The organism is Devosia equisanguinis (assembly GCF_900631955.1).
Classification (GTDB): domain Bacteria; phylum Pseudomonadota; class Alphaproteobacteria; order Rhizobiales; family Devosiaceae; genus Devosia; species Devosia equisanguinis.
The window spans coordinates 1-20,070 of sequence record NZ_UZWD01000006.1; the positions used below are offsets into that span (position 1 = coordinate 1).

Below are 20,070 nucleotides of genomic sequence, written 5' to 3' on the forward strand. Positions count from 1 at the left end.
CCGCCAAAACACACCCCCATTGACAGCGTCACCATAGCCCCATAATAACTGACTGACCGTCAGTCATTTATGGAAACGCTTATGTCACCTCGTCGCGCCAATCCCCCCGAGCGGGCCGGCGAAATCCTTGCCAGCGCCGCGCGTCTGTTCCGCGAGAAAGGCGTGAGGGCCGTTTCGGTGGACGAAATCGTCCAGGGCGCCGGCATCGCCAAGGGCACGTTCTATCTCTATTTCAAGACCAAGGACGACCTGCTGGCGCGCCTCGCCGAAACCGTGGTGGAGCACATGGCGGTCGCCGCAGCCGCGGCTGGCCAGCAGCAGGGCAAGAGCCTTGATCGCTTTGCCGCCGCCGTGCTGGCCATGCAGCAGGTGGATCGTGGCGAAACCTATCTGGTCGAAGCCCTCAACCACCCCGAAAACACCGCCCTGCACGATCTGGTCAATATGGCGCTGGTGCGCCGGCTGGCCCCGGTGCTGGCCGCAATCGTCGATGCCGGCCGAGCCGAAGGCGTCTTCGAGGTCGAGGACAGCCGCTCCACCATCGAATTTCTCCTGGCCGGCCAGGCGGCCCTGCTTGGCGGCGGCCGCTTCGGCTGGACCGCCGAGGAACACGCAGCGCGCCTGCGCGCCACCCTCTTCATCATCGAGCGCGCGCTCGGCACGCCCAAGGGCGCGCTGCTCACCCGCCTTGCCACTCTCGGATAGTCTTACCCATGCCGCCCAATGAACAGGCCATCATCCACCGCTTCAACCGGCCCTGGACCTTCTTTGCCCTCGCCACCATCTTTCCCTGGACCGCCTGGCTGATCGCCGCCTGGTTCAGCCGCCAGCCCGAACCCGGCACGCTCAGCCTCAGCATGGTCAGCCTTTTTGCCGGACTGGGCCTGGTCCTGCCCATGCTGGTCTCCTGGTTGCTGATCCGCCGCGACCCGGTGCTGCGCGACGATCTCTGGCGGCGCCTCAGCGTCAAGGGCCTTGCCTGGCGCAACATGCTGCTGGGTGCCGCTATCATGGTCGGCAGCATTCTGCTCGCCCAACTGATTTCGCTAGCCTTCGGCTACAGTCCCGAACAGTTCCTTCTCGCCAATCATGCCTCGTTCAGTGCCGGCATTCTGGTGGGCTGGGTGCCGCTGCTGTTCGCGCCCATTGCCGAGGAAATCAGCTGGCACGGCTATGGCACCGATGCGCTGCGGCGCAGCATGAACCTGTTCTGGACCTCGATTGTCTTCGGCGTCTATTGGGCGCTCTGGCACCTGCCACTCGGCTTCATCGAGGGCTATTACCAAGCCAATCTGGCCGATAGCGGCCCGCTGCACACCCTCAACTTCGTCGTCAGCCTCATTCCCTTCGTGCTGCTGATGAACTGGCTCTACTACCGCTCGGGTCGCAATATCTGGGTGGCGGTCGCCTTCCACCTCGCGGCCAATGTCTTCAACGAACTGTTCCAGACCCATCCGGACAGCAAGATCATCCAGACCGGCCTCTTGCTGGTGCTCACCGTGGTGATCGTGGTCCGCGACCCCAGCTTCTTCTTCGGCCACCTCCCGGCCCGTACCGCTCAACCCCGAAAGGCCCTATCATGACCACCATTCTGATCGAAAAATATGTCGAAGGCGCTTGCGTCGAAGAGCTGCGCATTCCCGTCGGCCCGCTGCAATTCGTCGCCGGCCTCCTGCCCGGCTCGGCCTTCCAGGAGCTTCAGCGTCAGGGCCTCGACATCGATGCCCTGCTCAATGAGACCAATCCCGACCGCGCCGTGCAATGGCTCGATGTCGAGGAAAAAAACGTCCGCAAACGCATCCGCATCTCGCGCCAGGACTGAGGTTTTGCGGGACTGGCCAACCGTCGCCGCACCATGCGGCGCCCCACAACCACAGCGCTGCCTTTCACAGACGCCGCGCTGCCTCCACACGCACCGCGCCGCCCTCGGACTTGATCCGAGGGCCAATTGTGCCGCCACTGTCTCTTGGTCGTTACTTCAGGCAGTCGCCCCCCCAACCCAACAGCACGAGACTTCAGCGTGGTACCACGAAGTGCTGCCGCGCCAGCGCCGCCTCGGCCCGCGTCACGCAGCCTTGGGCATGGTCGTTGATCAGCCCCATGGCCTGCATAAAGGCATAGACCGTGGTCGGTCCCACGAACCGCCAGCCGCGCTTCTTCAGCGCCTTCGACAAGGCCTCGGATTCGGGAGAGGTGGATCGCGTCTGCGGCGTCGCCGCCTCTTTGCTCTCGAAGCGCCAGACATAGGCCGCCAGCGAGCCGGTTTCGGCGATCAATTCCTGCGCCCGGCATGCATTATTGATCACCGCCTCGATCTTGCCGCGGTGCCGCACGATGCCGGCATCGGCCAGGAGGCGGTCGATGTCGAGCGGGGTGAAACCGGCCACGGTGTCAATGTCGAAATTGGCGAAGCCGGCGCGGAAGGCTTCGCGCTTATTGAGGATGGTGCGCCAGCTCAATCCGGACTGGAACGCCTCAAGGCTCAGCTTTTCGAACAGGCGCCTGTCGTCGTCGACGGGAAAGCCCCATTCACTGTCGTGATAGGGGACAAATTCGGGCGCGCCGGCACACCAGCGGCAGCGCGGTCGTCCATCCGGTCCGTCTATCGTCGTCATCACTGCCCCCAAGCCATATCCGTTCGGCGCCTCTTGCCGCAACCTCCTGCCAGTCCGTGGCAGCAATCGCGCTCCCCCGACAGCAGTTCTCTGCCATGCGGGGACGCCGGCGCTCATATTTCGTTCACATCGCGGTCAGGCTTGTGTCCGAAATGTGGCAAACCCGCGCGATTTCGCCGGTTGCAGAAACCCCGCCCTTGCACTAGTTTGCGCCCACTCCATCGGGCCAACTCCCGATTCCGGCCTGCACCCGTAGCTCAGCTGGATAGAGCGCTGCCCTCCGAAGGCAGAGGTCGTGAGTTCGAATCTCGCCGGGTGCGCCAACAAAATCAGTAACTTAGCTCAGCGATTTAGTTGTGGTTTTTGGTGAAAATAAGCACCGAGTAATCACCAGTCGACTCGAAGTCCTTGACGACCCTCAACAATTGTGGCCTTCTCTTCGCGATTGTTCGGCTGATTGGTGTTGCTGAGCAGAGAGGAACTAACTGCGGATACGTCCGTACCTAGGGCTGCAAAATCAGTCCTACTGACATTCGAGACGAGACTCACCATCTCTCTTAGCTCGGGTCAGTATTGGGTTCGCTCGACACACCTCAACTTGAGGGCGCTGTCGTTCGAGGTTTTTTTCCACGACACGCTCTCCTTTAAAGGAGAGTTGCCATGTTGGTAGTCAACAGCAACATGCCAGAACATTCGACGCTGCTCACGCCTGCAGAGGCCGCTGCTATTTGCGGCTGTCCCCGAAAACCCTCGCTAATTTGAGAAGCTCCGGCCGAGGGCCAAGGTTCGTGAAGATGGGCCAGATCCGCTATCGCCATAGCGACTTGCTTGATTTCATCGAGCGCGCATCCGCACAAAGTACTGCGGAGGCACAAAATGCAAAGCAGTAAAGTTCGTTCCGTTAAGGGGAACGCCGCGGCTCCGGCTGCAGCAATATCGGCACCACAGGATGTTCAAGAGGTAATGGCGTCGGGCGGTGTGCTCGCGGGTATCAACATTGCGAAAAAGGCGTTTTCGCGAGCACGCAAGCAGTTGCTGGAAAGCGTAGTCACCGCTTATTCGGTCGCCCACTACCTGCGTGAACACCCTGAAACTTGGGCAATGGATGTGTGTTCGCTGCCGGATTGGGCTCAATTCAAGGGACGAGCGCCGGACCCGAGCAAACCTCATGAAGCTTTGCACTACGTCATGCGGCTGGCTGTTGGATTCAGCGATAAGCAAGAGCTTAAGCGGGCCAGTGAGTACACTTTGGCCCTTCAATCCATGTTCGACCAACACTTGAATCCTGCGGATGTTGCCCAACGGGTCCGAGAGGCAGGCGGACTGAAAGAGCTATCGAAACGTCAAGCACAGAGATCGCGAGTAGGTCGGAGCCCGTCGAGCGCGGCCCAATCCACCAAAAAATCACTCCCCAGCAATGCTGCCGGTGATTGGGTACCAGCGATGATGATGACCTTTCGTGAGTTCGAGGTTTCTGTAATCCAGGCGTTTCTCGATGACTATGAAGGGATCGATGCAGAACAGGCTGGTCGCCTCAGAGCTGGATTGAGAAGTCTGCTGTCGCATCGGGTGAGGGAGCTTCGCGATGGAGCGCGAGCGAATCCCCTCTTCGACAGCTTTACCTCCGTTTTGGAAGAGCTCGATAGCGAGAGGCGGGCCGTAGCTTATGGCACACCTCACTCACCAACCGACCCCAAAATCGTCAATTAATCGATATCGTCAGCAATAACTGGGCAGTTTAGGGCCATATTCGACAATCTGAGGTTTGTCGGTATGTGCCCTGACGCCGGGGTTCATCATGGCAAAATATGTAAAAAATCGAACGATGCTTCGTGACGTGGATGAGTTCAGGATCAAACACCTTGAAATCCTGACGAGGCGCAATCTCTATCGCGAAAGGAAACACAGGCTTAATAGGAGTATTCCGCCCTACAACCGTGATACTGCGATTGAATTGCGAGCGGACGACATCCATGCTCGGATTGCCTTCGCCGAAATCGCCCTTCGAAACGTTGTCGAATGGGTGGAAGCCTCGGACAGCAAAGCAGGACATAAGTTCGTAACAGTCGCTATCGGGAGGCATGTGGTCGATCCGGCGCACAGCGCCAGTTTCGACCCTAGGCACCTTCAACTGTTCATCCAGAAGGCCCTCAAAGGCTTCGATTTCGTCGGCTACGTGGAGTTCTCCTACTACCCACGTTGGCCGCATGGTGTGCCATCGGTTCATCCGCACGCCCATCTCATCGTGCGCGGCCCCTCAGAAAAGAAGTTGAGAGCGTCACTCTCTGTGATCAGTCAGCGACACATGTCGCTGATCCCGGGATGGGACAGTGCGTTCGCAAGCTCATTGGCGTCTCCTAACGTTGGGAGCCAACTTCTCTATGCGCTGAAGTTTCCGCTCCACAGCTATGCGCCGTACCCAAAGAAGGCGACGACATGGGATCCTGAAACTGGTGAAGAGCTGAAATTGCCAACTGGTAAGTTTGCTCAGCACAAGAATGACCTTCGCACGGGTGAACTCGACCTGATGGCAGGCATTCTTTCTAACCAGTTCCTCGACCGAATGATGTTCGCAGGTGGCACGGGGATCGCAGTGAAAGACGCGATCATCGGTGAAGCCCTACGCCCATTTCGCAGCCGCCGCCCACAAGCATAGAAAATGAACGACATTGATCCATATTATCGCTCTGATACAATGGCTTAGCGGCAACATGCCGTGATCGAAGGCCGCCGGTACCCCCGGCGGCCTTCTGCATTTAGGAGATACAAATGTCCGTCGTCGCTATGCAGGCCCAACTGCCCCTCGATGTCGAAAGCCAGCCCGCGCTGATCGTGCTGGGCCGTGACGACAGCAATAAGCCACACGCCTCATGGTTCGGCGCTGACGAGATCGACGCAGCGCGGGCTGCCGCAAAAGCGATGGGCATGATGGCCTTGGCCGTTGACACCCCCGAGGTTGTTTCGCTGGCTGGCAGGCTGCCGCACGGCAAGATATTCGGGTCGGGCAAGGCATTTGTGCCCTTCGTCAAGCAGGCGTTGTTCGAAGACCTGATCATTCATGTGCCGTTCGTCGAGCAGGTCAGGCCGCTGCGTGTCGTACGGGCAGAGGCCGAGGGCGATGGTGCTGCCGCCCCTACGCCACCGGAGAATGGTACATCGAACGACGGTAGCGCTGTGACGGTGCCCCAGGACTGGTCGAAGGTCGGGCCGGGTTGCCTTGTGTTGGCAGTTGCCGACGACGCATCAGAGGGTTGGTTCGAAACCGTGATCCTCAAGGCTAAGGGCAACACTGCCTTTGTTTGCCGGTGGCGGGACTACCCAGCGGAGCCACATTTCGAGCGCCCCCTCGCTGGCCTTGCGCTGATGCGCCCTTCGCGGGTGCAGAGTGTTTGAGGGGAGTGAGGTGCCGTCGAGGCACCCCGCTATGACCATGTGCGGGGAAAACGCACTCCAGGTTGCCGCGATCCGAACCCTGAATGACCAGCTTCGGCAGGGTGGCACAGGCGGCAGGTGGTTCGTTTCGAGCGGCTTGCTGGGCCTGTCGCCGGAGCAGCGGAATGCCGTGTTGCGGGCGGTTTCAGAGTTCTCTGATTTCAACGAGCGGAATGACCCATACGGGGAGCACGACTGTGCAATCGTGCCGGTCGGTGACGTCAACGTGCTCTGGAAGATCGACTATTGCGACACTGACTTCGTGTTCGGCAGCCCCGACCCCGGTGATGCCAATCAGACGTTTCGCGTGATCACCGTCATGCTGGCTGAGGAGTATTGAGCGCTTAATCCTCGTGTCGTGCGACTAACGGCTATTGGGCTTGCGTCCGGGGCGTTGATTGGGCGGCTGGTCGGCGTTCGCAGGCGGCACCGTAAGCAGTTCCTGAACATCGACTTTCAGGGCTGAAGCAAGCCGGTCGAGGATGTCGACTGTTGCATTGAAGGAGCGGTTCTCGATGCCGCTGATGTATGTTCGATCAACATCGGCCTCTCCGGCCAAACCCTCTTGGGTGATGCCAGAAAGAGCTCTAAGCCGCCGAAGATTCCATGCGATGCGCGCGCGTCCGTCCATTGACGCACGCGACCAACTTGCCGCTAGTTAAACCATCGAATATATTCGACATAATTATGTTTTGCCCGTGCGCTTTATGGAAAGACACGATGGCAGCGAGGGGGAAACGTGAACGCCTACATTTACGGGATGAGGAACTTCGTGACCTTCACGGGTCGCGCAACGCGGGCTCAGTTTTGGCAGTTCGTCCTGGTCGTGGTCATCATGCTTCTAGCGGCGCTGTTCCTAGACGAGATGTTCAACGACAATCCCTTTCAGCCGCGGCGATGGCTGACGGTCATCGTCGGTGTCGTGCATTTCCTACCCTTCCTCGCCTTCGCCATCCGACGCTTGCATGACACGGATCGATCCGGCTGGTGGTATCTGGTCAACGGCGTGCCTTTCGGACAGCTGATCTTCATCGTTTTCACACTGATCCCGTCGACGCCGGGGCCCAATCGCTACGGGCCGCCCGTGCCGAACAATGCTCCAGGAGCGAGCTGGAACAGTTTTGGCGATGCTGGGCAGGCCATGTCGCAAAATCCCTACGCCGTCGCGCCCGCTGCCCATCCAATGCCATCGACCGCCAAGGTCAACCCTGTCACACCTATGCCACCTGCCTCAACGAGGCCGCCGACTGCCACGCCTGCCTCGGACAATGACCTCGTGTCACAGCTCGAACGGCTGGCCGGGTTGCGAACGCTTGGTGAACTCACCGACGAGGAATTTGCGGCGGCCAAGACCAAGCTCATCGCCCGATATACCTGATGCTTGAGGGAGTACTCATGCGTTCGTTTCTTGCCATGATGACAATTGCTGTTTTGCCTATCTCAGCGCCAGCTCACGGTCAGGGATATGTGCCCTTCATCCCGCCGACTGTGCCAAGCGGCTTCCAGGGCACCCCTTTTCGCGGGATCGCCTTGGGCCAAACCCGCGAGCAGGTCAATGATGTGCTTCGGTCTATTGGACGGCGCTGTGCGACGGATGAGGATTTCGCGGCCTTACCTCGAGGGCTGGGGGGAGGGTTGGTAATCGCAGATCAGCCGCTGCAGCCTTGCTGGATCGTCCCGCCATCCGCCACCACTCAAGACGAAATTACCGGCATTTTGATGGGCGCTATCGTCTTGGGGCTCGAGATGAGGCTGCCGTTCAACGCAGTGTCTTTTGTGGAGGACAGGGCGGCAGCCATAGCCGTCGAGCCCGAGTTCTTTGATGCCACCGGAATGGCTGCGTACGACTTTGCCAAGGGCATTGTCGACAACTACCCGATCCCTGACGGCTTCAGCTTCAATGCCGAAGGTTGGCGAGGCTTTTCCAATAAGAACGAGAGTGTGGTGGTGCAGACATTCAATCAGGGCCGCTATGCCGTCCTGGTGGTCATGATGAACGCCGCTGGCAATGGTCCAAGTTTCAATTGAACTGTTACCAGGAGCGGTCGAATTGAGTCTTCCATCGGTGCCTCTACTAAATGCCGCGCGCGTGCAGCGGGGAAATCGGATCGGCAAGTTCGTTTTGCCACTCTTCCTCGCTCCGACAGCCACTGCATTCGCCCAAGCTGACCCCGATAGCGGTCCAGCGCTGCAATTCCTGACCGTGATGGGCGTTTCCATCGTGCTGCTCGTCGCCGGGCTAATCATTCTCTTCATACCGGCCTACATCGCTTTTCGTCGCCATCACCCCAACAGGTGGGCAATTGCGGTTGTTTGTCTGGCTTTTGGCGGCACCGTCATCGGCTGGTTCGGCGCGTTGATATGGGCGCTGCATGCGGTTCACCAGACGCCATATGGCAGCAGGGGCGGTGAAAGCGGACTGAACATCTTCGCCGATGACGTTACCAAAGTAAGGATTGAGCCCGATCTTGCTCGATCCAAAGCCTCCGATGTCGACACCCTTGCAGAGAGGTTGGGACGATTGAAGAAGCTCTTTGAGACCGGCGTCATCACCGAGGAGGAGCACGCCGCCCTGCGCCAGCGGGCATTGGCCGAAATAGGTGCTTGAGGGGGATGGGCGCCTTTTTCTCACGCAGCTTGCGAGGATGTGACACGCTGATTTTGCGCAAGGTGAGCGTTGCCGAGCATGTGGAGGGCGTTTTCGTCAATATCGGTTGATATCGACCCCATTGCGGTCCCAGGACGAGCCTTCGCAACAGCCTGAAAGCGGACGTTGCTTTGATCCTTGGCCACCGACAAGACTGGTGTGATTGCGGACAGGCCGCTTCAGAAGCTTGGGACGAGGAAGCAGACGGCGCACCATGTCGCCCTAGAATTCAGGTTGAGTTGTCCAAAGCCCGTCAAGGTTCCTTTGCTCCTGCCAGCCACGATATCGGGAGATCATCGGCTGGTAATGCTCGGGAATGTCCCAATCGGGAGCGCCGCTAAGAGCATACGCCATGCCCTCTCGAAACCACGTTGGATGTGACATGGTCTCCACCGCCCCGTACCTGTCAAACTGCAGCCAATGGATGAGCTCGTGGCGAATGATATAGTCCTGCCAGTCGGGACCAGAAATCACCGCTCCCAGCCAAGGAAAGGAAATCGCGCGTTCGCGGTCACCGCCGAAGCTCTTATAACATTCGGAAGTGCTGCATAAAACCAACGTAAGCGGAGGTACTGTCTGTCCCGTTAACACTTCTACCTCTCGGACTGCGGCGCGCACCAAGTCCTGAGCCCGTTGGAGATCCTCTGCATCTTCAACGCAAGTTCGCTCAAGGCAAGACAGACCCAAGATTTGAGGTGCTGCCAGCCGGAGCGGTTTGGCGAGTGTAGCTGTGACGGTCGCCGCCAGAAGCACGGTCGCGCTAATCCCAAGCAAAAATCTCCTTTTTGACATAGATTTTCCTTCTACCCCGGGATTCAGTGGGGAAAAACCAATCATAGAAGATCATCTTGTTTCAAACGTCCCCTATAATTGAAGCAAGTCAGGATGCGCAGCGATATCAGGTTTGCATGACCAGTTAGGCGTCGGCGCGCGTGTTGAAGTGCGCGGACCATCGTCTGCTCACAAGCTACGAGGCATAAGAGCTGCCTGTCTCCTTCCCACCCCAGTACAGACATCCTATCACCTAAATTTTAGTCGCCAGAATCCGGTATGCAGTTGTCTGCATGTGCCAGATCCGTCGCCTTCATGCGTTGTGAAAGCCGCGAGAGCGTGGACCTGGAGGCCCCCGTGGCTTGGACAATCGTGTTCCAACTCTGCCCACTGCGGAGCATCAAGGTGATGGCCTCGTTTCGCTTGGCGTCCTCTGGTCGACCCTTCATCCGACCTTCAGCCTTGGCCTTTGCAATGCCCTGCGCCTGCCGCCTACGCCGGTCATCGTAGTCCTTCCGCGCTATCGCGGCCAACATGTCCAGCAACATCGAGTTGATCGCGTCGAACATACGGCTGGTGAAAGCGTCATCGCTCTTCATCATCATGTGCGAAGTGGGTAAGTCGAGCGCCACGACCCTCACACCCTTCTCTTTGATTAGTGCCTTGAGCTTGTCCCAGTCTTGTTCGGACAGGCGGCTCAACCGATCCACCTGCTCGATCAGCAGCACGTCGCCGGGGTGGCTGTCTTCTAGGAGCCGAAAGAGCTGCGGGCGGTGAAGTGATGCGCCGCTTTCGTTTTCCTCGTAGGTGGCCGCGATGGTCAGCGCGCGGGCTTGGCAGAAATCTACGAGGTCAGCTTTGGCGCGTCCCGCATCCTGCTCCTTGGTTGATGCGCGCAGGTAAGCCCTTACCAACATGCCGAATACCCATCGGTTCGATTTGACTAGTTCGATGAGTATCGGTTCGATTTGAATGGATAAAGAGCATTTTCGAACCAATTGCTGGTCGGTTCGCCAAGGGTGTACTTTAGCGAACCCAATGTTATGCGCCCGCAGCACAGCCCACCCTTTTCACGCATTGGTTTGGATTTCGTGAGTGGCGCACAAAGGCCGGAGATCGTGGCGAGATCCTCGGTGCACGTTGCAAATGTCGAGTTACGCGATTAAATGTTCGCTATACGTTCTGATGTCGACGTATCCACTGGTTTATCAGTGAGACCTGTGGACTATGCGAGCGCGATTAACCAGAAGCGAATGGCAAGACACCTCTGTCCTGCCGGTGTTTTTTGCGGTGTAACTACTGGGGTCCCAATGAACCTTCTTGTCGCCACGTCCGAGACGAGCCAAGAACACCCTCTTGATGACGCGCAGGAGGCTAGCGCTCAGGAGCGTGGCTCTAGTGCCCCCTTCATAACGAAGGTCTATGGCGATGCTCGCCATGTGCCGCTGAAAGCAGGCGATGCGGATATGGTTATCACTTCGCCTCCCTACTGGCTAAAGCGCGACTATGGCGTCGAGGGCCAGATCGGCCAGGAAGCAACGGCCGAGGGTTTTGTTGGCAGCTTGGTCGATTGCATGGAGAACTGGAAGACCGTACTGCCAAAGTGGGGTTCGGTTTTCATCAATATCGGCGACACCTATCATAAGGGTTCTCTTGCCAACACGCCCGGCCGCCTAGAGTTGGCGGCGGTGGCGCATGGATGGACCGTTCGGAACCGCATTATTTGGGTCAAGGAAGCTGGTATGCCTGATCCTGCGAAGGATCGGCTAAAATCGCGCCACGAGTACATTCTTCACTTCACAATGCAGCGAAGGGACTACTACTACGATCAGTACGGTTACTCAGAAAAATATGGCAACGGCACCGGTCCTAGTGATGTTTGGCAGATCGGTCTCAAACGGGATACCAGCGCGCACCTAGCACCATACCCCCTTGAACTGGTCGACCGAATTATCACGCTAGCATGCCCAGAACAGGTGTGTGAGTGCTGTGGGAAGCCACGGCGGCGGATCGTGGAGCGCACCGGCGAATTGGACGAGACTAGGCCGCAGGCGAGGCGCGCACTAGAGTTGGCGAGACTGCATGGCCTCACCGATGCGCATATCGCTGCCATACAGGCCACCGGCATTTCCGACGCAGGCAAGGCGCTCAGGGTCCAAACCGGAACGGGAAGGAACTCAGCTTCCGTGAAGGCGCTAGCCGCGGAAGCTAAAACCGCACTAGGAGGATACTTTCGGGAATTCACGTTCGCTAAGCGCAAGTCCGTAGGCTGGACTGATTGCGGATGCGACGGCCCATTCCGGCCCGGGATCGTCCTCGACCCGTTTATGGGCACGGGTACCACACTTCGTGCTGCTAGGGATGTTGGACGCAGCGCCATTGGTGTAGATCTGGCTGAGAAGAAGCCAGATTCGAGAAGGTCTGCATCCAGTGGTGGAAGAAAATAGAGATCTCAAGACTTACGTTTTCACCAAGAGTGCCGTACTAAGAGCGATCAAGCGGCTCGAATCGCAGCCAATACACGAGCATTTTTCCGGGTATCTCGCAATCTTGGGGGCAGTTCGCCCAGGACACGATGTTACTATGGCAGATATCACGCATTTTCATGAGCGATATCTGCGCGTCCTTGGGGCATCTCATAGGGCACCCTATGTCAGACCCTTTAAGTCCCGTGGGCATGGCTTGGAGACATTCAACGTAAATGTCGCGGGTTCCTATGCCCCGAGCTCACTTCGAGCGCGTGGGAAGCTGATCGACGTCATCGAGGTTAAAGGGGAAAACAGAGATGTGACGTACTCCCTTAGGCCCGAGCATCCTTCACTAGTACTTGATCGCCTTCTCAAGAACGTCAAGATCCCTGTCGTTTCGCTGGTCGCCTTTCTGTACAGGGACTACGGCTTTGAACTGGAAAAACCTGATGTCGGCAGTTGCGTAACACTTTTCCGCGAAGAATTCGGCCTCGATCAAAGACTCCCTTTCGAGCAAGCGGTGTTCAGCACGATATTTGCCGATGATATGACAGAGTATAGTGACAATGACCTTGAACCCGTCGATGGTAAGGAAGCGTAGGCATGGCCCGAATTTCCACCCATCGAGTACGTCCTTTGTCGCTTGGTGACATGGGCATAGTGACACCCCAACCTGAGGCGTCACCGTTCGACGCACAAGTTGAGGAGTACCTTCCCGACAACGATACTATTTTGGCCGAGGTGCGTGCTGCGCTCGCGATGCAGTTTGCTGGTGTAATTCTTTCTGGCCCTCCGGGAACGGGAAAGAGCTGGTATGCCAAGCGTATCGCTATGGAAATCGCTGGGGACCCTGCTGCTATCAAAATCGTCCAGTTCCATACATCCTACCAGTATGAGGACTTTATGGAGGGTTTCGCCCCAAAAGACGGAGGTGGTTTCGAACTTCAGAAGAAGACCTTTCCGCTTCTGTGTGAGGATGCTGCGGAGTTGCCCGGTACGACCCATGTTCTGTTGATTGACGAGATAAGCCGGTGTGACGTCGCTCGTGTGTTCGGAGAGGCCCTCACCTACATGGAGGTTGACAAGCGTGACCTTGAGTTCACGCTAGCTTCTGGCAGCAAGCTGACGGTGCCAAGAAATCTTGTTATTCTGGCCACAATGAACCCATGGGATAAGGGCGTAGACGAACTAGACGTCGCTCTAGAACGCCGCTTCGCACAGATTGACGTTCCTCCGAGCGTAGATGCGCTTCGCCAAATCCTGACTAGAAGAGGCGTCGATAATGCTTTGATCGGTCGGCTATCAGAGTTCTTCGAGGGTGTGCAGAAACTCGATAACGAGCTGGTCAGGCTAGGCCACGCTTACTTCAACAATTGCGTAGATGAGGAAAGTTCCCGTCGCGCATGGAATTTTCGATTGCTGCCATTTTTCAAGAAAGCATGCCGCCTCGACAAATCTATGCTTCTTGAGATCACCCGCATGTGGTTGAAGGCCTTCCCAACCTCGCCCGGGCCAGCCACCCAGCCAGCGGATCCAACTGACACCGATTTGATTGGCGATGCACAACGTCCCGGCTGATGGTCAACTTAGTAGCACTTGGTGAGGTGGTTACTTCGCTGGGCTTTGCCCCATCGGATAGGATCGTCCGGCAGCGGATCAATGCCGTTGAGCAACAAACTATATACCTCCCATCGGACATGATAAACTCGGACGGGTCCCTTGACGTCTATGACGATGTTCTTCGATTATTCCGGCCCACCTACCAGAAAAACCACCCTGCTATCCAATGCGCCGGCTGGGTCGGGTATATCCCGCTGAATGACCGATACGCTCTGGAAGTCGGCACTCGTGTGCCAGTTAGCAACCTCGAACGCATGGTCGGCATGGCTGCTGGTTATTCGCCCGAGATCTTGCGCCAATACACTCGTCCCTTTGGGCAAACCGACGAACGTCCCGCGGCGCTTTTTGATATGCTTGCGGACCAACTTCTCGACTCCTTCGACCATATTTGGGACAATGGATTGCTAAAGACCTACGAACGGGTCAAGCGTGCAGGTCAGTCCCCTGTAGGACGCGTTATGCCTTTTCAGACTGGGCTACGGTCAGCGCGAGCAGGTCGCCCTGTAGCCGTGTCGTCTGCGTTTCATCGGTCGTCGGACTTTGGCCCGAACCGTGCTATCAAGCACAGCCTGGAAAAGCTCCTGGCACGATACGTCACCATTGCAGAAGATAGCCAACGGAAACGCACCCAGAGGCTTCGAAGAGCTCTCGAAAGGCTTGGAGACGTAGGGCCTCTCACAGCATCGGAGGCTAATCCCAAGGCTATCGCTAGATATGTAGACAGACTGCCGTCCGGTCATGAGCGTTACGGCGATGCTCTAATGGTGGCTCAGTTGATCATCTACGACGTCGGCCTATCTATCCGGAATACCGGTGGCGTTGCAATTTTGCCAACCATCCTTATCAACATGGCTGTTGTTTTTGAGGACTACGTACGGCGTGTGCTGGCAGATGGCTTACGCGAAGGTGCCCGCGTTCAAGTAAAGGATGGAAACAAGGGTGGCGACGGAGGGGCCAGAAGGCTGCTGTTCGACCCTATTGCTGTACCTTTCGTTAACCCAGAAGTTACGCCAGATATCGTCATAGAAGTCGACGGTAGGACGGCACTGGTTATCGACGTGAAGTACAAAGATGCTCCAAAGATACCAGAGCGCAGCGACGTCAATCAGGTAGTTCTGTATGGCGCAAAATATGAAGCAAGTCAGGTGATGCTACTTCATGCTGGAAGACCCAATGGCCGAAATTCAGTGGAACTGTGTGGGCAAGTCGGATCTTATAAAGTTTACAATGGAATGATGAATCTCGACACGTCCAACGTTGTCGAAGAAGAGTTGAAGTTTGTGGATGCGGTGCGCTCTCTGCTTCCATGAACGGGTAGCATTCATTGATAAACAGGTTCTAAGCTTTCAGTCGTGTTGACTGGCGGAGCGTGACACTCAATTATCCAGGTGCCCTTCCTCAAAATTAGTTTATCATCCGTTTCCCACAGAGACGGGTCGGAAACCGGGTTGCTTTCCATCTGGTGATTGGGCATATACCCCTTCGTCAGCGCATTCGAGAGTGCAACGACGGGGAGCGCGGGTGTAGCTCAGGGGTAGAGCATAACCTTGCCAAGGTTAGGGTCGAGGGTTCGAATCCCTTCGCCCGCTCCAAATTCTCGCAAGAGAAACAAAAGCTTAAAGGGCTCGCCATTGGTGGGCCCTTTGCTTTTTGCCTGCGCTACTCTCACCGGCGAGATAGTTTCCATGACCACATTCACCTTTCTCGTACCGACGCCGAGCGGCGAGCATCAGTTTCCGTTGATGTGGGGACGTCTTTGTACTTTCTCGGTGCCAATGGTGGCGGGAAGACCCGGCTTGCAGTCGCTATCGAGGATAGCCTTGGTGCAAGTGCACACCGCATCGCCGCACATCGGATGCTGGCGCTTAATCCCAAAGTTGCCAACATCAGCGAAACTGATGCTCACAATGGCTTGAGGTACGGTACCGGCGATAAGGGCCAGCTTCGTCATTGCGCATGGTAGGGGTGGGTCGAGAAGCCCCGATGCGGCCAACACTTCCGTATGAGCTAAGGAGCAGTCATGTTCGGCGTAAATGACCTCAAAGACCTAGAAAGCTTGGAGCAGAGCCGCCGCGTTGTTGTGGTGCTGTTGTCGAGCACGATGTATGCCTCAACGGTGGAATGGATGTGCCATAGCTGGGATGAGATACATCGCCGTAGCGGTCACAAGTGGCACTTGGTTGTGCCCACTAAGGACCCGATTAGGGGAGCAAAAGGTCGAATCGTGAGTGAGAACTTCAGCTCCGAAGTGTCCGAAGAATTGCGTCATCTCTACGGTCTGCCGACAAGCAGCCTTCCTTGCCTCGTCTTTGACAGCTTTCGCGATGACGAGTGCCAGAAGTGCGTTACTTTTCCTGATGATGAGCGGGAGCGCGCCGACCTAATTAATAGAATAGCCGGTTACGTTGAGACGCGCACGACGAGATCTCGACAACATCAAATCGACGGTCTCTACGACTACTTGCAAATGCATAGCGCGATACGCGGGCTACTGAAGCTCACTCCAGTAGTGGGTAGCGCTCTGGCAAAAGCTATCAGTGGGAGCATTTGAGGCCGCGATCTTTCAGTTCACTACCAAAACTTCTTCCACCCTTCCTCTTTCCCACCCATGGCATCTCATCGGCCATATTCATTGCCTGCGCCCGCTGCATTGCAATAAGCTCCTTCTTGCACAACGGCACCGTCCCCGCCACGAGAGTCGTCGGCTTGAGCTTACCTGCCATTGTCAGTCACAGCAGGTTTTCTTGTCAGCGCGGAATGAATGAGATTGCCAATCAGATCAGCGGCCGCGTTGGCAGGATTTTCGGCCACGTGAGCGTAACGCTGTGTGGTACTGTGGTCAGAGTGCCCCAATATTTCACCTAAAACTAACAACGGCGTGCCATGTGCCGCTCCAACACTTGCGAATGAATGCCTGAGATCGTGAATTCGCAGATCTGGCATTCCTGCGGACATTCGAAGTACGGACCAAATGCGCGGCGTCCCAGTAAAGTAGCTACCCCCTGAGGAGGCTGGAAAGACAAAGGTAGCTGCGGGTTCAACAGAGAGCTTCCTTCTGGTGAGATAATCCACGGCGACCGAGCTCAAAGGTATGTTTTTTTGTCCAGTTTTTGAGTCTAGCAGCTTCAAGCGTCTTCCGGGCAAATCGACCTCGCTCCACCGTAGCTTTTCTATCTCCCCGCGGCGAGCACCTGTGAGAAGCAGTAGGCGAATTATCGCGAGTGCCGTTTTATTCACTCCCTCGGCCTCTGCACGATCTAACGTCACTCCCAGAGCAGCGATCTCCTCTAAAGTCAAAAAGCGCTCATTTTTGCGGTCAGGATAGCGCTCAACGCCTCGCACAGGATTGTCGCTGATCAGGCCTTGCCCAATAGCAAAGGTGAATATCCCCCCGAGGAGACCCACCGTGCGCGTGGCAGTCCCGCGTCCGCCCTTTACGATGGCCTTCCCTCGAGCTTTGGTCTTGGTGACCCCCGCAGTCTCACCATCTGCAACGCTCTTCAAGAATTTGCGAATGTCCACTGCGGTAACCTCGCTGACTTTCTTCTTTCCAAGCAGAGGTTTGATATGCCGCTCGATACGTCCTTTGTCGGTGTCAATGGTACTCTGCTTTTTTAGTCCGACGCCGTCGACTAGATAGGCGTCGCAAAGAGCGCTCACCGTTGGCATGTCGCGGATTGCTCGCTTGTCGGAGGCAGGGTCTGAGCCAGTGGCAACAAGCCCTAGGATACTCTTCGCCTCATCTCTGGCGGTTTCAGCGGTCCACGGGGACCCGTGCTTGCCAATCGTCACTCGTTTCGTTGTCCCTGAGCGGCCGCCAGCTGTCCTGTACTGAGCAACGTACGTCTTGGTTCCGGCCTTGGTGACCTTTAGTCCAAAGCCCTTCAGGGCCGTGTCCCAAAGGATGTAGTCGGCCGCTCTTGGCTGCGCCTTATCGACCTCAGATTTCGTTATTCGACTAGGCGTCATATCAGACCTCGAGTAAGCACCGCGCAATCACCGTAGCGGGAGCACCGGGTCACTCACAAGGAATTTTCGGGAAAAATTTCGCCCGTAAATATCATAATAATGCCTATATTAGCAGGCGTTTAGGTGATTGTTGGGAATGTAAAGTCGCAGGCCGGGTGCAAGCGGGAAATTTACGCGAAGTTGCCCTCCGAAGGCAGAGGTCGTGAGTTCGAATCTCGCCGGGTGCGCCAACAAAATCAATAAGTTAGCACTTCGTTGATGATTTGCTTTGTAGATCAACTCACCAAAAGCTCCCGAACGTCGTCTGGCGATCGCCTCAATCTGTTAAGTTCGAGGTAAATGGCACTCGACTCCCGTGGGCCATTCTGAGAGCTTGCCGCTATGCGATCGCACCTTTGGCGGCTTGTCACCGGTAGAGCCCCTAGCAGCACCTCACCGCGTTTCAGTGAGTGGGTGCGGCTGCTCTTTCACTTGGCGATGCTAACGTTAAATGCGGCGCTTCTGGCCTTGAACGGCAGGGTCCATCTCTGCATTAGCCAGCTCGATCTCTGCGCCTCTAGCCACGATAGTGGTTGGAATTCCTGGGTTTGGCGTCGTCGCGTGGCAGGCAAACCTAGGTTTCAAAAATCTGGTTGAGGGACAAACACACCGCGCAGAGATCGAACTACAGGCCCGGGAGCACAGCTATAGATTAGATCAGCAGAAAGTAGCCGCAGAACGCACCTATCAGCATAGGGTATTAGCGGCCTCTTTGCATGGAGAGCTCATCGCTCTCTTGAGCGCAGTCCACCAACAACAAACTATACTCCGAGCGCAAAATGTCGTCTGGAAACGCCTTTCACTGGATCGAGATTACAAGAATGCGGACGCACCCTTCACCCCACCTCGTTTCGCAGTTCCTATCTATCAAGCGAACATCGATAGGTTAGGTCTGCTTGGTCCATCCGTCGCAGCTGATGTTGTCCAAGTATACGCCCCTGCGGCCACGCCGCCGCCGCCCGCGGCAAAGCTTATGCCTGGTGAAGTTTATACCGCTAATGAAGGTTTTCTCCTGGCATTCAGCAATTGGACGGGCGAGATCTTGCACGTCGGAAGCCGTCTAGCCGCGATTCAAGGATTTCGTGAAGATCCGGGCACCTTGCTCGACTATCGCAATTCACGACCCAAGTCAGGTGCCGACGGGCAGTAGGGTAGGGAGACGAAGTGGCAGAAAGAGGCATTCCACCTTTCATTGTGCAAAAGGTCTCCAATCACGGAGTGGACAATCCGATCGTGGCGCGTCTTGCGCTTCAGACTATTGAGTTGGCGCAGTGGCTAGACGTTGATAAAGCGACAAAAGAGGAGATATTCGGTCGCTACTTGGAGCTTCAGCGCCGGCTTCTGCAATGCCATGAATACCATGCACGGCTGATAGCTTCCCGCGCCGAAGCTCTCAAAGAAACGAACGAAGTCCTGGCGCGCGGGGAGTATACAGTTCCCGCGATTATGAACCTTCAGGCCGAGGTCGAAGGCCTGCTCTTCGCGATCAAGCTTTTCCTTCGGGACGTCGCGATAACAATGAACGTACTGTTTGAGAACGCACGCTTAAGCGAAGAGGCGGCCGTTTTTTGGAACTCTAGAGGGGAGAAAAGTGCTGCCCAAAAATGGGCGGAGAAGACATTTGGATTAAATCATCACCTCACCACATCCCTCTCCGGGGATGCAAACTGGATCTCCGAGCTAGTAAAAAAGCGTAACGCAGTCGAGCATCCGGGCGGTAACTCCGGAGTGCTGAAAATCGAGGACTTCGCTCAAGGCCCAAGCCGAGGCTTATATATCCCGCCTGCTTGGTATCGAGTTCGGAACGACGACACTCTGCCCAAGACAGACCTGTACCGCGACCTAGACGTAGCTTTGGATAATCTTTTGTCGTTCGCGGAGGAGATGCTTATCCACGCCATCAATGCACGTCCAATGACAACGGCCATTGGGTTTAGAGAGCTTTCCCCTGACCTGAGGAACCCTGACGCGCCTATCCGGTTCATTGCGGTAATGGTCACTGATCCACAGAGTGTTGATAAGTAGCTACTCAACTCTTCCCCTGTCGATAATCCCGAACTTAACCTTACGGATACCTTTGACCTCGCTGCAGTATCGTTCCAGTTCTGCAATGGCAGAGGGATGGGGTGGCAGTTTCTTCACCGTCGAAGCAGCGACCTCCAAGGCCATCTCAAGAAGATCAGCTTGGCTAACTTTTAAGGACAGCTGGGAAAGCGTTTTGATCAAAGCCAGTGAAGCGACCATTTGCGCATCCAATCGCGCTCGCAGCTCGGCATTTTGGTCCAGGACGAATTGCAGCGCTTCGCCCACAGATTCAAACTCCAATTGATCTGCCATCAGGCGATACTCCAACCAATGTCGGCCTGAATGCCATCAATTTCTCTTTTGAGCCTTCTACCCAAAATCGGCGGTAAGCGGTGTCTTACCCCCACCTTCCTCCCGTTTGTGAGCCATGAGATTGCGCACTGATTGATGTCAGTGCGGGAGTTTCTCCATGGACGCTACAATG

24 protein-coding genes and 3 tRNA genes are annotated in these 20,070 nt (G+C 56.4%); 20 read left to right on the forward strand and 7 right to left on the reverse strand.

What is annotated here, in order from left to right; all coding sequences use genetic code 11:
- Positions 1–81 precede the first annotated feature (81 nt).
- From DEVEQU_RS02260 to DEVEQU_RS02270, 3 genes are read left to right on the forward strand one after another with little or no spacing between them, the layout of a single operon-like run.
- On the forward strand, positions 82–705 hold the full coding sequence (locus tag DEVEQU_RS02260; protein WP_164550204.1) for a TetR/AcrR family transcriptional regulator: 624 nt from the start codon (positions 82–84) through the stop codon (positions 703–705).
- An 8-nt stretch (positions 706–713) separates the two neighbouring features.
- Complete coding sequence (locus DEVEQU_RS02265; protein WP_126148955.1) at positions 714–1,583, forward strand: CPBP family intramembrane glutamic endopeptidase; 870 nt, start codon at positions 714–716, stop codon at positions 1,581–1,583.
- On the forward strand, positions 1,580–1,822 hold the full coding sequence (locus tag DEVEQU_RS02270) for a hypothetical protein (RefSeq protein WP_126148956.1): 243 nt from the start codon (positions 1,580–1,582) through the stop codon (positions 1,820–1,822). Before DEVEQU_RS02265 ends, DEVEQU_RS02270 begins: the two co-directional genes overlap by 4 nt.
- A 193-nt stretch (positions 1,823–2,015) precedes the next feature.
- On the opposite strand, the gene DEVEQU_RS02275 is transcribed toward DEVEQU_RS02270, so the two are convergent.
- Entirely contained in the window at positions 2,016–2,618 is a 603-nt protein-coding gene (locus DEVEQU_RS02275; protein WP_126148957.1) for a DNA-3-methyladenine glycosylase I, read from the reverse strand.
- Positions 2,619–2,861: 243 nt separating this feature from the next.
- Here DEVEQU_RS02275 and DEVEQU_RS02280 point away from each other — a divergent pair.
- The 6 genes from DEVEQU_RS02280 to DEVEQU_RS02305 all read left to right on the forward strand — a co-directional run bounded on the left by DEVEQU_RS02280 (position 2,862) and on the right by DEVEQU_RS02305 (position 6,387).
- Positions 2,862–2,938 (forward strand) — tRNA-Arg (locus tag DEVEQU_RS02280).
- 405 nt (positions 2,939–3,343) lie between these two features.
- Positions 3,344–3,505, forward strand: a complete 162-nt coding sequence (locus tag DEVEQU_RS20295) for a helix-turn-helix domain-containing protein (protein ID WP_206437773.1) — start codon at positions 3,344–3,346, stop codon at positions 3,503–3,505.
- Entirely contained in the window at positions 3,492–4,325 is an 834-nt protein-coding gene (locus DEVEQU_RS02290) for a hypothetical protein (protein ID WP_126148958.1), read from the forward strand. The genes DEVEQU_RS20295 and DEVEQU_RS02290 overlap by 14 nt, the downstream gene beginning before the upstream one ends.
- Before the next feature lie 88 nt (positions 4,326–4,413).
- Positions 4,414–5,271 (forward strand): hypothetical protein, encoded by an 858-nt coding sequence (locus DEVEQU_RS02295; RefSeq protein ID WP_126148959.1) that lies wholly within the window; start codon positions 4,414–4,416, stop codon positions 5,269–5,271.
- A gap of 113 nt (positions 5,272–5,384) precedes the next feature.
- A complete protein-coding gene (locus tag DEVEQU_RS02300) occupies positions 5,385–6,008 on the forward strand; it encodes a hypothetical protein (protein ID WP_126148960.1) in 624 nt (207 codons plus the stop codon).
- Positions 6,009–6,039: 31 nt separating this feature from the next.
- The gene (locus DEVEQU_RS02305) at positions 6,040–6,387 is read left to right on the forward strand and encodes a DUF3768 domain-containing protein (protein ID WP_126148961.1); all 348 of its coding nucleotides are present in this window, start codon (positions 6,040–6,042) and stop codon (positions 6,385–6,387) included.
- Between the two features lie 24 nt (positions 6,388–6,411).
- Here the strand turns inward: DEVEQU_RS02305 and DEVEQU_RS02310 are convergent, their stop codons facing one another.
- Positions 6,412–6,678 carry a helix-turn-helix domain-containing protein gene (locus DEVEQU_RS02310; RefSeq protein WP_126148962.1) on the reverse strand — a complete coding sequence of 89 codons (267 nt, stop codon included), beginning with the start codon at positions 6,676–6,678 and terminating at the stop codon, positions 6,412–6,414.
- Between the two features lie 141 nt (positions 6,679–6,819).
- Between DEVEQU_RS02310 and DEVEQU_RS02315 the strand changes: the two genes are divergently transcribed.
- From DEVEQU_RS02315 to DEVEQU_RS02325, 3 genes are read left to right on the forward strand one after another with little or no spacing between them, the layout of a single operon-like run.
- Positions 6,820–7,425 (forward strand): DUF805 domain-containing protein, encoded by a 606-nt coding sequence (locus tag DEVEQU_RS02315; RefSeq protein ID WP_206437774.1) that lies wholly within the window; start codon positions 6,820–6,822, stop codon positions 7,423–7,425.
- Positions 7,426–7,442: 17 nt separating this feature from the next.
- Positions 7,443–8,075, forward strand: coding sequence for a hypothetical protein (locus tag DEVEQU_RS02320; protein WP_126148964.1), 633 nt, complete (start codon positions 7,443–7,445; stop codon positions 8,073–8,075).
- A gap of 22 nt (positions 8,076–8,097) precedes the next feature.
- Positions 8,098–8,655, forward strand: a complete 558-nt coding sequence (locus DEVEQU_RS02325; protein WP_164550205.1) for a superinfection immunity protein — start codon at positions 8,098–8,100, stop codon at positions 8,653–8,655.
- A gap of 261 nt (positions 8,656–8,916) precedes the next feature.
- Here DEVEQU_RS02325 and DEVEQU_RS02330 read toward each other — a convergent pair whose 3' ends face one another.
- Both DEVEQU_RS02330 and DEVEQU_RS02335 read right to left on the reverse strand, forming a co-directional pair.
- Positions 8,917–9,531: a hypothetical protein gene (locus tag DEVEQU_RS02330; RefSeq protein WP_126148966.1), complete on the reverse strand. Its 615-nt coding sequence runs from the start codon at positions 9,529–9,531 to the stop codon at positions 8,917–8,919.
- Positions 9,532–9,725: 194 nt separating this feature from the next.
- Positions 9,726–10,382, reverse strand: a complete 657-nt coding sequence (locus DEVEQU_RS02335) for a recombinase family protein (protein ID WP_126148967.1) — start codon at positions 10,380–10,382, stop codon at positions 9,726–9,728.
- 393 nt (positions 10,383–10,775) lie between these two features.
- On the opposite strand from DEVEQU_RS02335, the gene DEVEQU_RS02340 reads away from it, so the two are divergent.
- The 5 genes from DEVEQU_RS02340 (at position 10,776) to DEVEQU_RS02360 (ending at position 15,145) form a co-directional block, all read left to right on the forward strand.
- Positions 10,776–11,912 carry a DNA-methyltransferase gene (locus tag DEVEQU_RS02340; RefSeq protein ID WP_126148968.1) on the forward strand — a complete coding sequence of 379 codons (1,137 nt, stop codon included), beginning with the start codon at positions 10,776–10,778 and terminating at the stop codon, positions 11,910–11,912.
- 136 nt (positions 11,913–12,048) lie between these two features.
- On the forward strand, positions 12,049–12,534 hold the full coding sequence (locus DEVEQU_RS02345) for a hypothetical protein (RefSeq protein WP_223214074.1): 486 nt from the start codon (positions 12,049–12,051) through the stop codon (positions 12,532–12,534).
- Positions 12,535–12,536: 2 nt separating this feature from the next.
- Positions 12,537–13,511 carry an McrB family protein gene (locus tag DEVEQU_RS02350; RefSeq protein WP_126148969.1) on the forward strand — a complete coding sequence of 325 codons (975 nt, stop codon included), beginning with the start codon at positions 12,537–12,539 and terminating at the stop codon, positions 13,509–13,511.
- Complete coding sequence (locus DEVEQU_RS02355) at positions 13,511–14,863, forward strand: 5-methylcytosine restriction system specificity protein McrC (RefSeq protein WP_126148970.1); 1,353 nt, start codon at positions 13,511–13,513, stop codon at positions 14,861–14,863. Before DEVEQU_RS02350 ends, DEVEQU_RS02355 begins: the two co-directional genes overlap by 1 nt.
- 207 nt (positions 14,864–15,070) lie before the next feature.
- Positions 15,071–15,145: transfer RNA gene (locus DEVEQU_RS02360), tRNA-Gly, on the forward strand.
- 137 nt (positions 15,146–15,282) lie between these two features.
- Here DEVEQU_RS02360 and DEVEQU_RS02365 read toward each other — a convergent pair.
- Positions 15,283–15,504: a hypothetical protein gene (locus tag DEVEQU_RS02365; RefSeq protein ID WP_126148971.1), complete on the reverse strand. Its 222-nt coding sequence runs from the start codon at positions 15,502–15,504 to the stop codon at positions 15,283–15,285.
- A 69-nt stretch (positions 15,505–15,573) separates the two neighbouring features.
- Here DEVEQU_RS02365 and DEVEQU_RS02370 point away from each other — a divergent pair, with 69 nt between their 5' ends.
- Positions 15,574–16,104, forward strand: a complete 531-nt coding sequence (locus DEVEQU_RS02370) for a hypothetical protein (protein WP_126148972.1) — start codon at positions 15,574–15,576, stop codon at positions 16,102–16,104.
- Between the two features lie 161 nt (positions 16,105–16,265).
- Here DEVEQU_RS02370 and DEVEQU_RS02375 read toward each other — a convergent pair whose 3' ends face one another.
- Positions 16,266–17,522, reverse strand: a complete 1,257-nt coding sequence (locus DEVEQU_RS02375; protein ID WP_126148973.1) for a tyrosine-type recombinase/integrase — start codon at positions 17,520–17,522, stop codon at positions 16,266–16,268.
- A gap of 157 nt (positions 17,523–17,679) precedes the next feature.
- Here DEVEQU_RS02375 and DEVEQU_RS19810 point away from each other — a divergent pair.
- A tRNA-Ser gene (locus tag DEVEQU_RS19810) sits at positions 17,680–17,752 on the forward strand.
- Between the two features lie 973 nt (positions 17,753–18,725).
- Positions 18,726–19,586, forward strand: a complete 861-nt coding sequence (locus tag DEVEQU_RS02380) for a hypothetical protein (protein WP_126148974.1) — start codon at positions 18,726–18,728, stop codon at positions 19,584–19,586.
- Here DEVEQU_RS02380 and DEVEQU_RS02385 read toward each other — a convergent pair whose 3' ends face one another.
- The gene (locus DEVEQU_RS02385) at positions 19,587–19,898 is read right to left on the reverse strand and encodes a hypothetical protein (protein WP_126148975.1); all 312 of its coding nucleotides are present in this window, start codon (positions 19,896–19,898) and stop codon (positions 19,587–19,589) included. It lies immediately after the preceding gene.
- Positions 19,899–20,070 lie beyond the last annotated feature (172 nt).

Bases quoted from the DNA above. Each gene is read 5' to 3' on its own strand.
- DEVEQU_RS02260 (WP_164550204.1), top strand. From the start codon at position 82: ATGTCACCTCGTCGCGCCAATCCCCCCGAGCGGGCCGGCGAAATCCTT.
- DEVEQU_RS02265 (WP_126148955.1), top strand. From the start codon at position 714: ATGCCGCCCAATGAACAGGCCATCATCCACCGCTTCAACCGGCCCTGG.
- DEVEQU_RS02270 (WP_126148956.1), top strand. From the start codon at position 1,580: ATGACCACCATTCTGATCGAAAAATATGTCGAAGGCGCTTGCGTCGAA.
- DEVEQU_RS02290 (WP_126148958.1), top strand. From the start codon at position 3,492: ATGCAAAGCAGTAAAGTTCGTTCCGTTAAGGGGAACGCCGCGGCTCCG.
- DEVEQU_RS02295 (WP_126148959.1), top strand. From the start codon at position 4,414: ATGGCAAAATATGTAAAAAATCGAACGATGCTTCGTGACGTGGATGAG.
- DEVEQU_RS02300 (WP_126148960.1), top strand. From the start codon at position 5,385: ATGTCCGTCGTCGCTATGCAGGCCCAACTGCCCCTCGATGTCGAAAGC.
- DEVEQU_RS02305 (WP_126148961.1), top strand. From the start codon at position 6,040: ATGACCATGTGCGGGGAAAACGCACTCCAGGTTGCCGCGATCCGAACC.
- DEVEQU_RS02310 (WP_126148962.1), bottom strand. From the start codon at position 6,678: ATGGACGGACGCGCGCGCATCGCATGGAATCTTCGGCGGCTTAGAGCT.
- DEVEQU_RS02320 (WP_126148964.1), top strand. From the start codon at position 7,443: ATGCGTTCGTTTCTTGCCATGATGACAATTGCTGTTTTGCCTATCTCA.
- DEVEQU_RS02330 (WP_126148966.1), bottom strand. From the start codon at position 9,531: ATGATTGGTTTTTCCCCACTGAATCCCGGGGTAGAAGGAAAATCTATG.
- DEVEQU_RS02335 (WP_126148967.1), bottom strand. From the start codon at position 10,382: ATGTTGGTAAGGGCTTACCTGCGCGCATCAACCAAGGAGCAGGATGCG.
- DEVEQU_RS02340 (WP_126148968.1), top strand. From the start codon at position 10,776: ATGAACCTTCTTGTCGCCACGTCCGAGACGAGCCAAGAACACCCTCTT.
- DEVEQU_RS02345 (WP_223214074.1), top strand. From the start codon at position 12,049: ATGGCAGATATCACGCATTTTCATGAGCGATATCTGCGCGTCCTTGGG.
- DEVEQU_RS02350 (WP_126148969.1), top strand. From the start codon at position 12,537: ATGGCCCGAATTTCCACCCATCGAGTACGTCCTTTGTCGCTTGGTGAC.
- DEVEQU_RS02355 (WP_126148970.1), top strand. From the start codon at position 13,511: ATGGTCAACTTAGTAGCACTTGGTGAGGTGGTTACTTCGCTGGGCTTT.
- DEVEQU_RS02365 (WP_126148971.1), bottom strand. From the start codon at position 15,504: ATGACGAAGCTGGCCCTTATCGCCGGTACCGTACCTCAAGCCATTGTG.
- DEVEQU_RS02370 (WP_126148972.1), top strand. From the start codon at position 15,574: ATGTTCGGCGTAAATGACCTCAAAGACCTAGAAAGCTTGGAGCAGAGC.
- DEVEQU_RS02375 (WP_126148973.1), bottom strand. From the start codon at position 17,522: ATGACGCCTAGTCGAATAACGAAATCTGAGGTCGATAAGGCGCAGCCA.
- DEVEQU_RS02385 (WP_126148975.1), bottom strand. From the start codon at position 19,898: ATGGCAGATCAATTGGAGTTTGAATCTGTGGGCGAAGCGCTGCAATTC.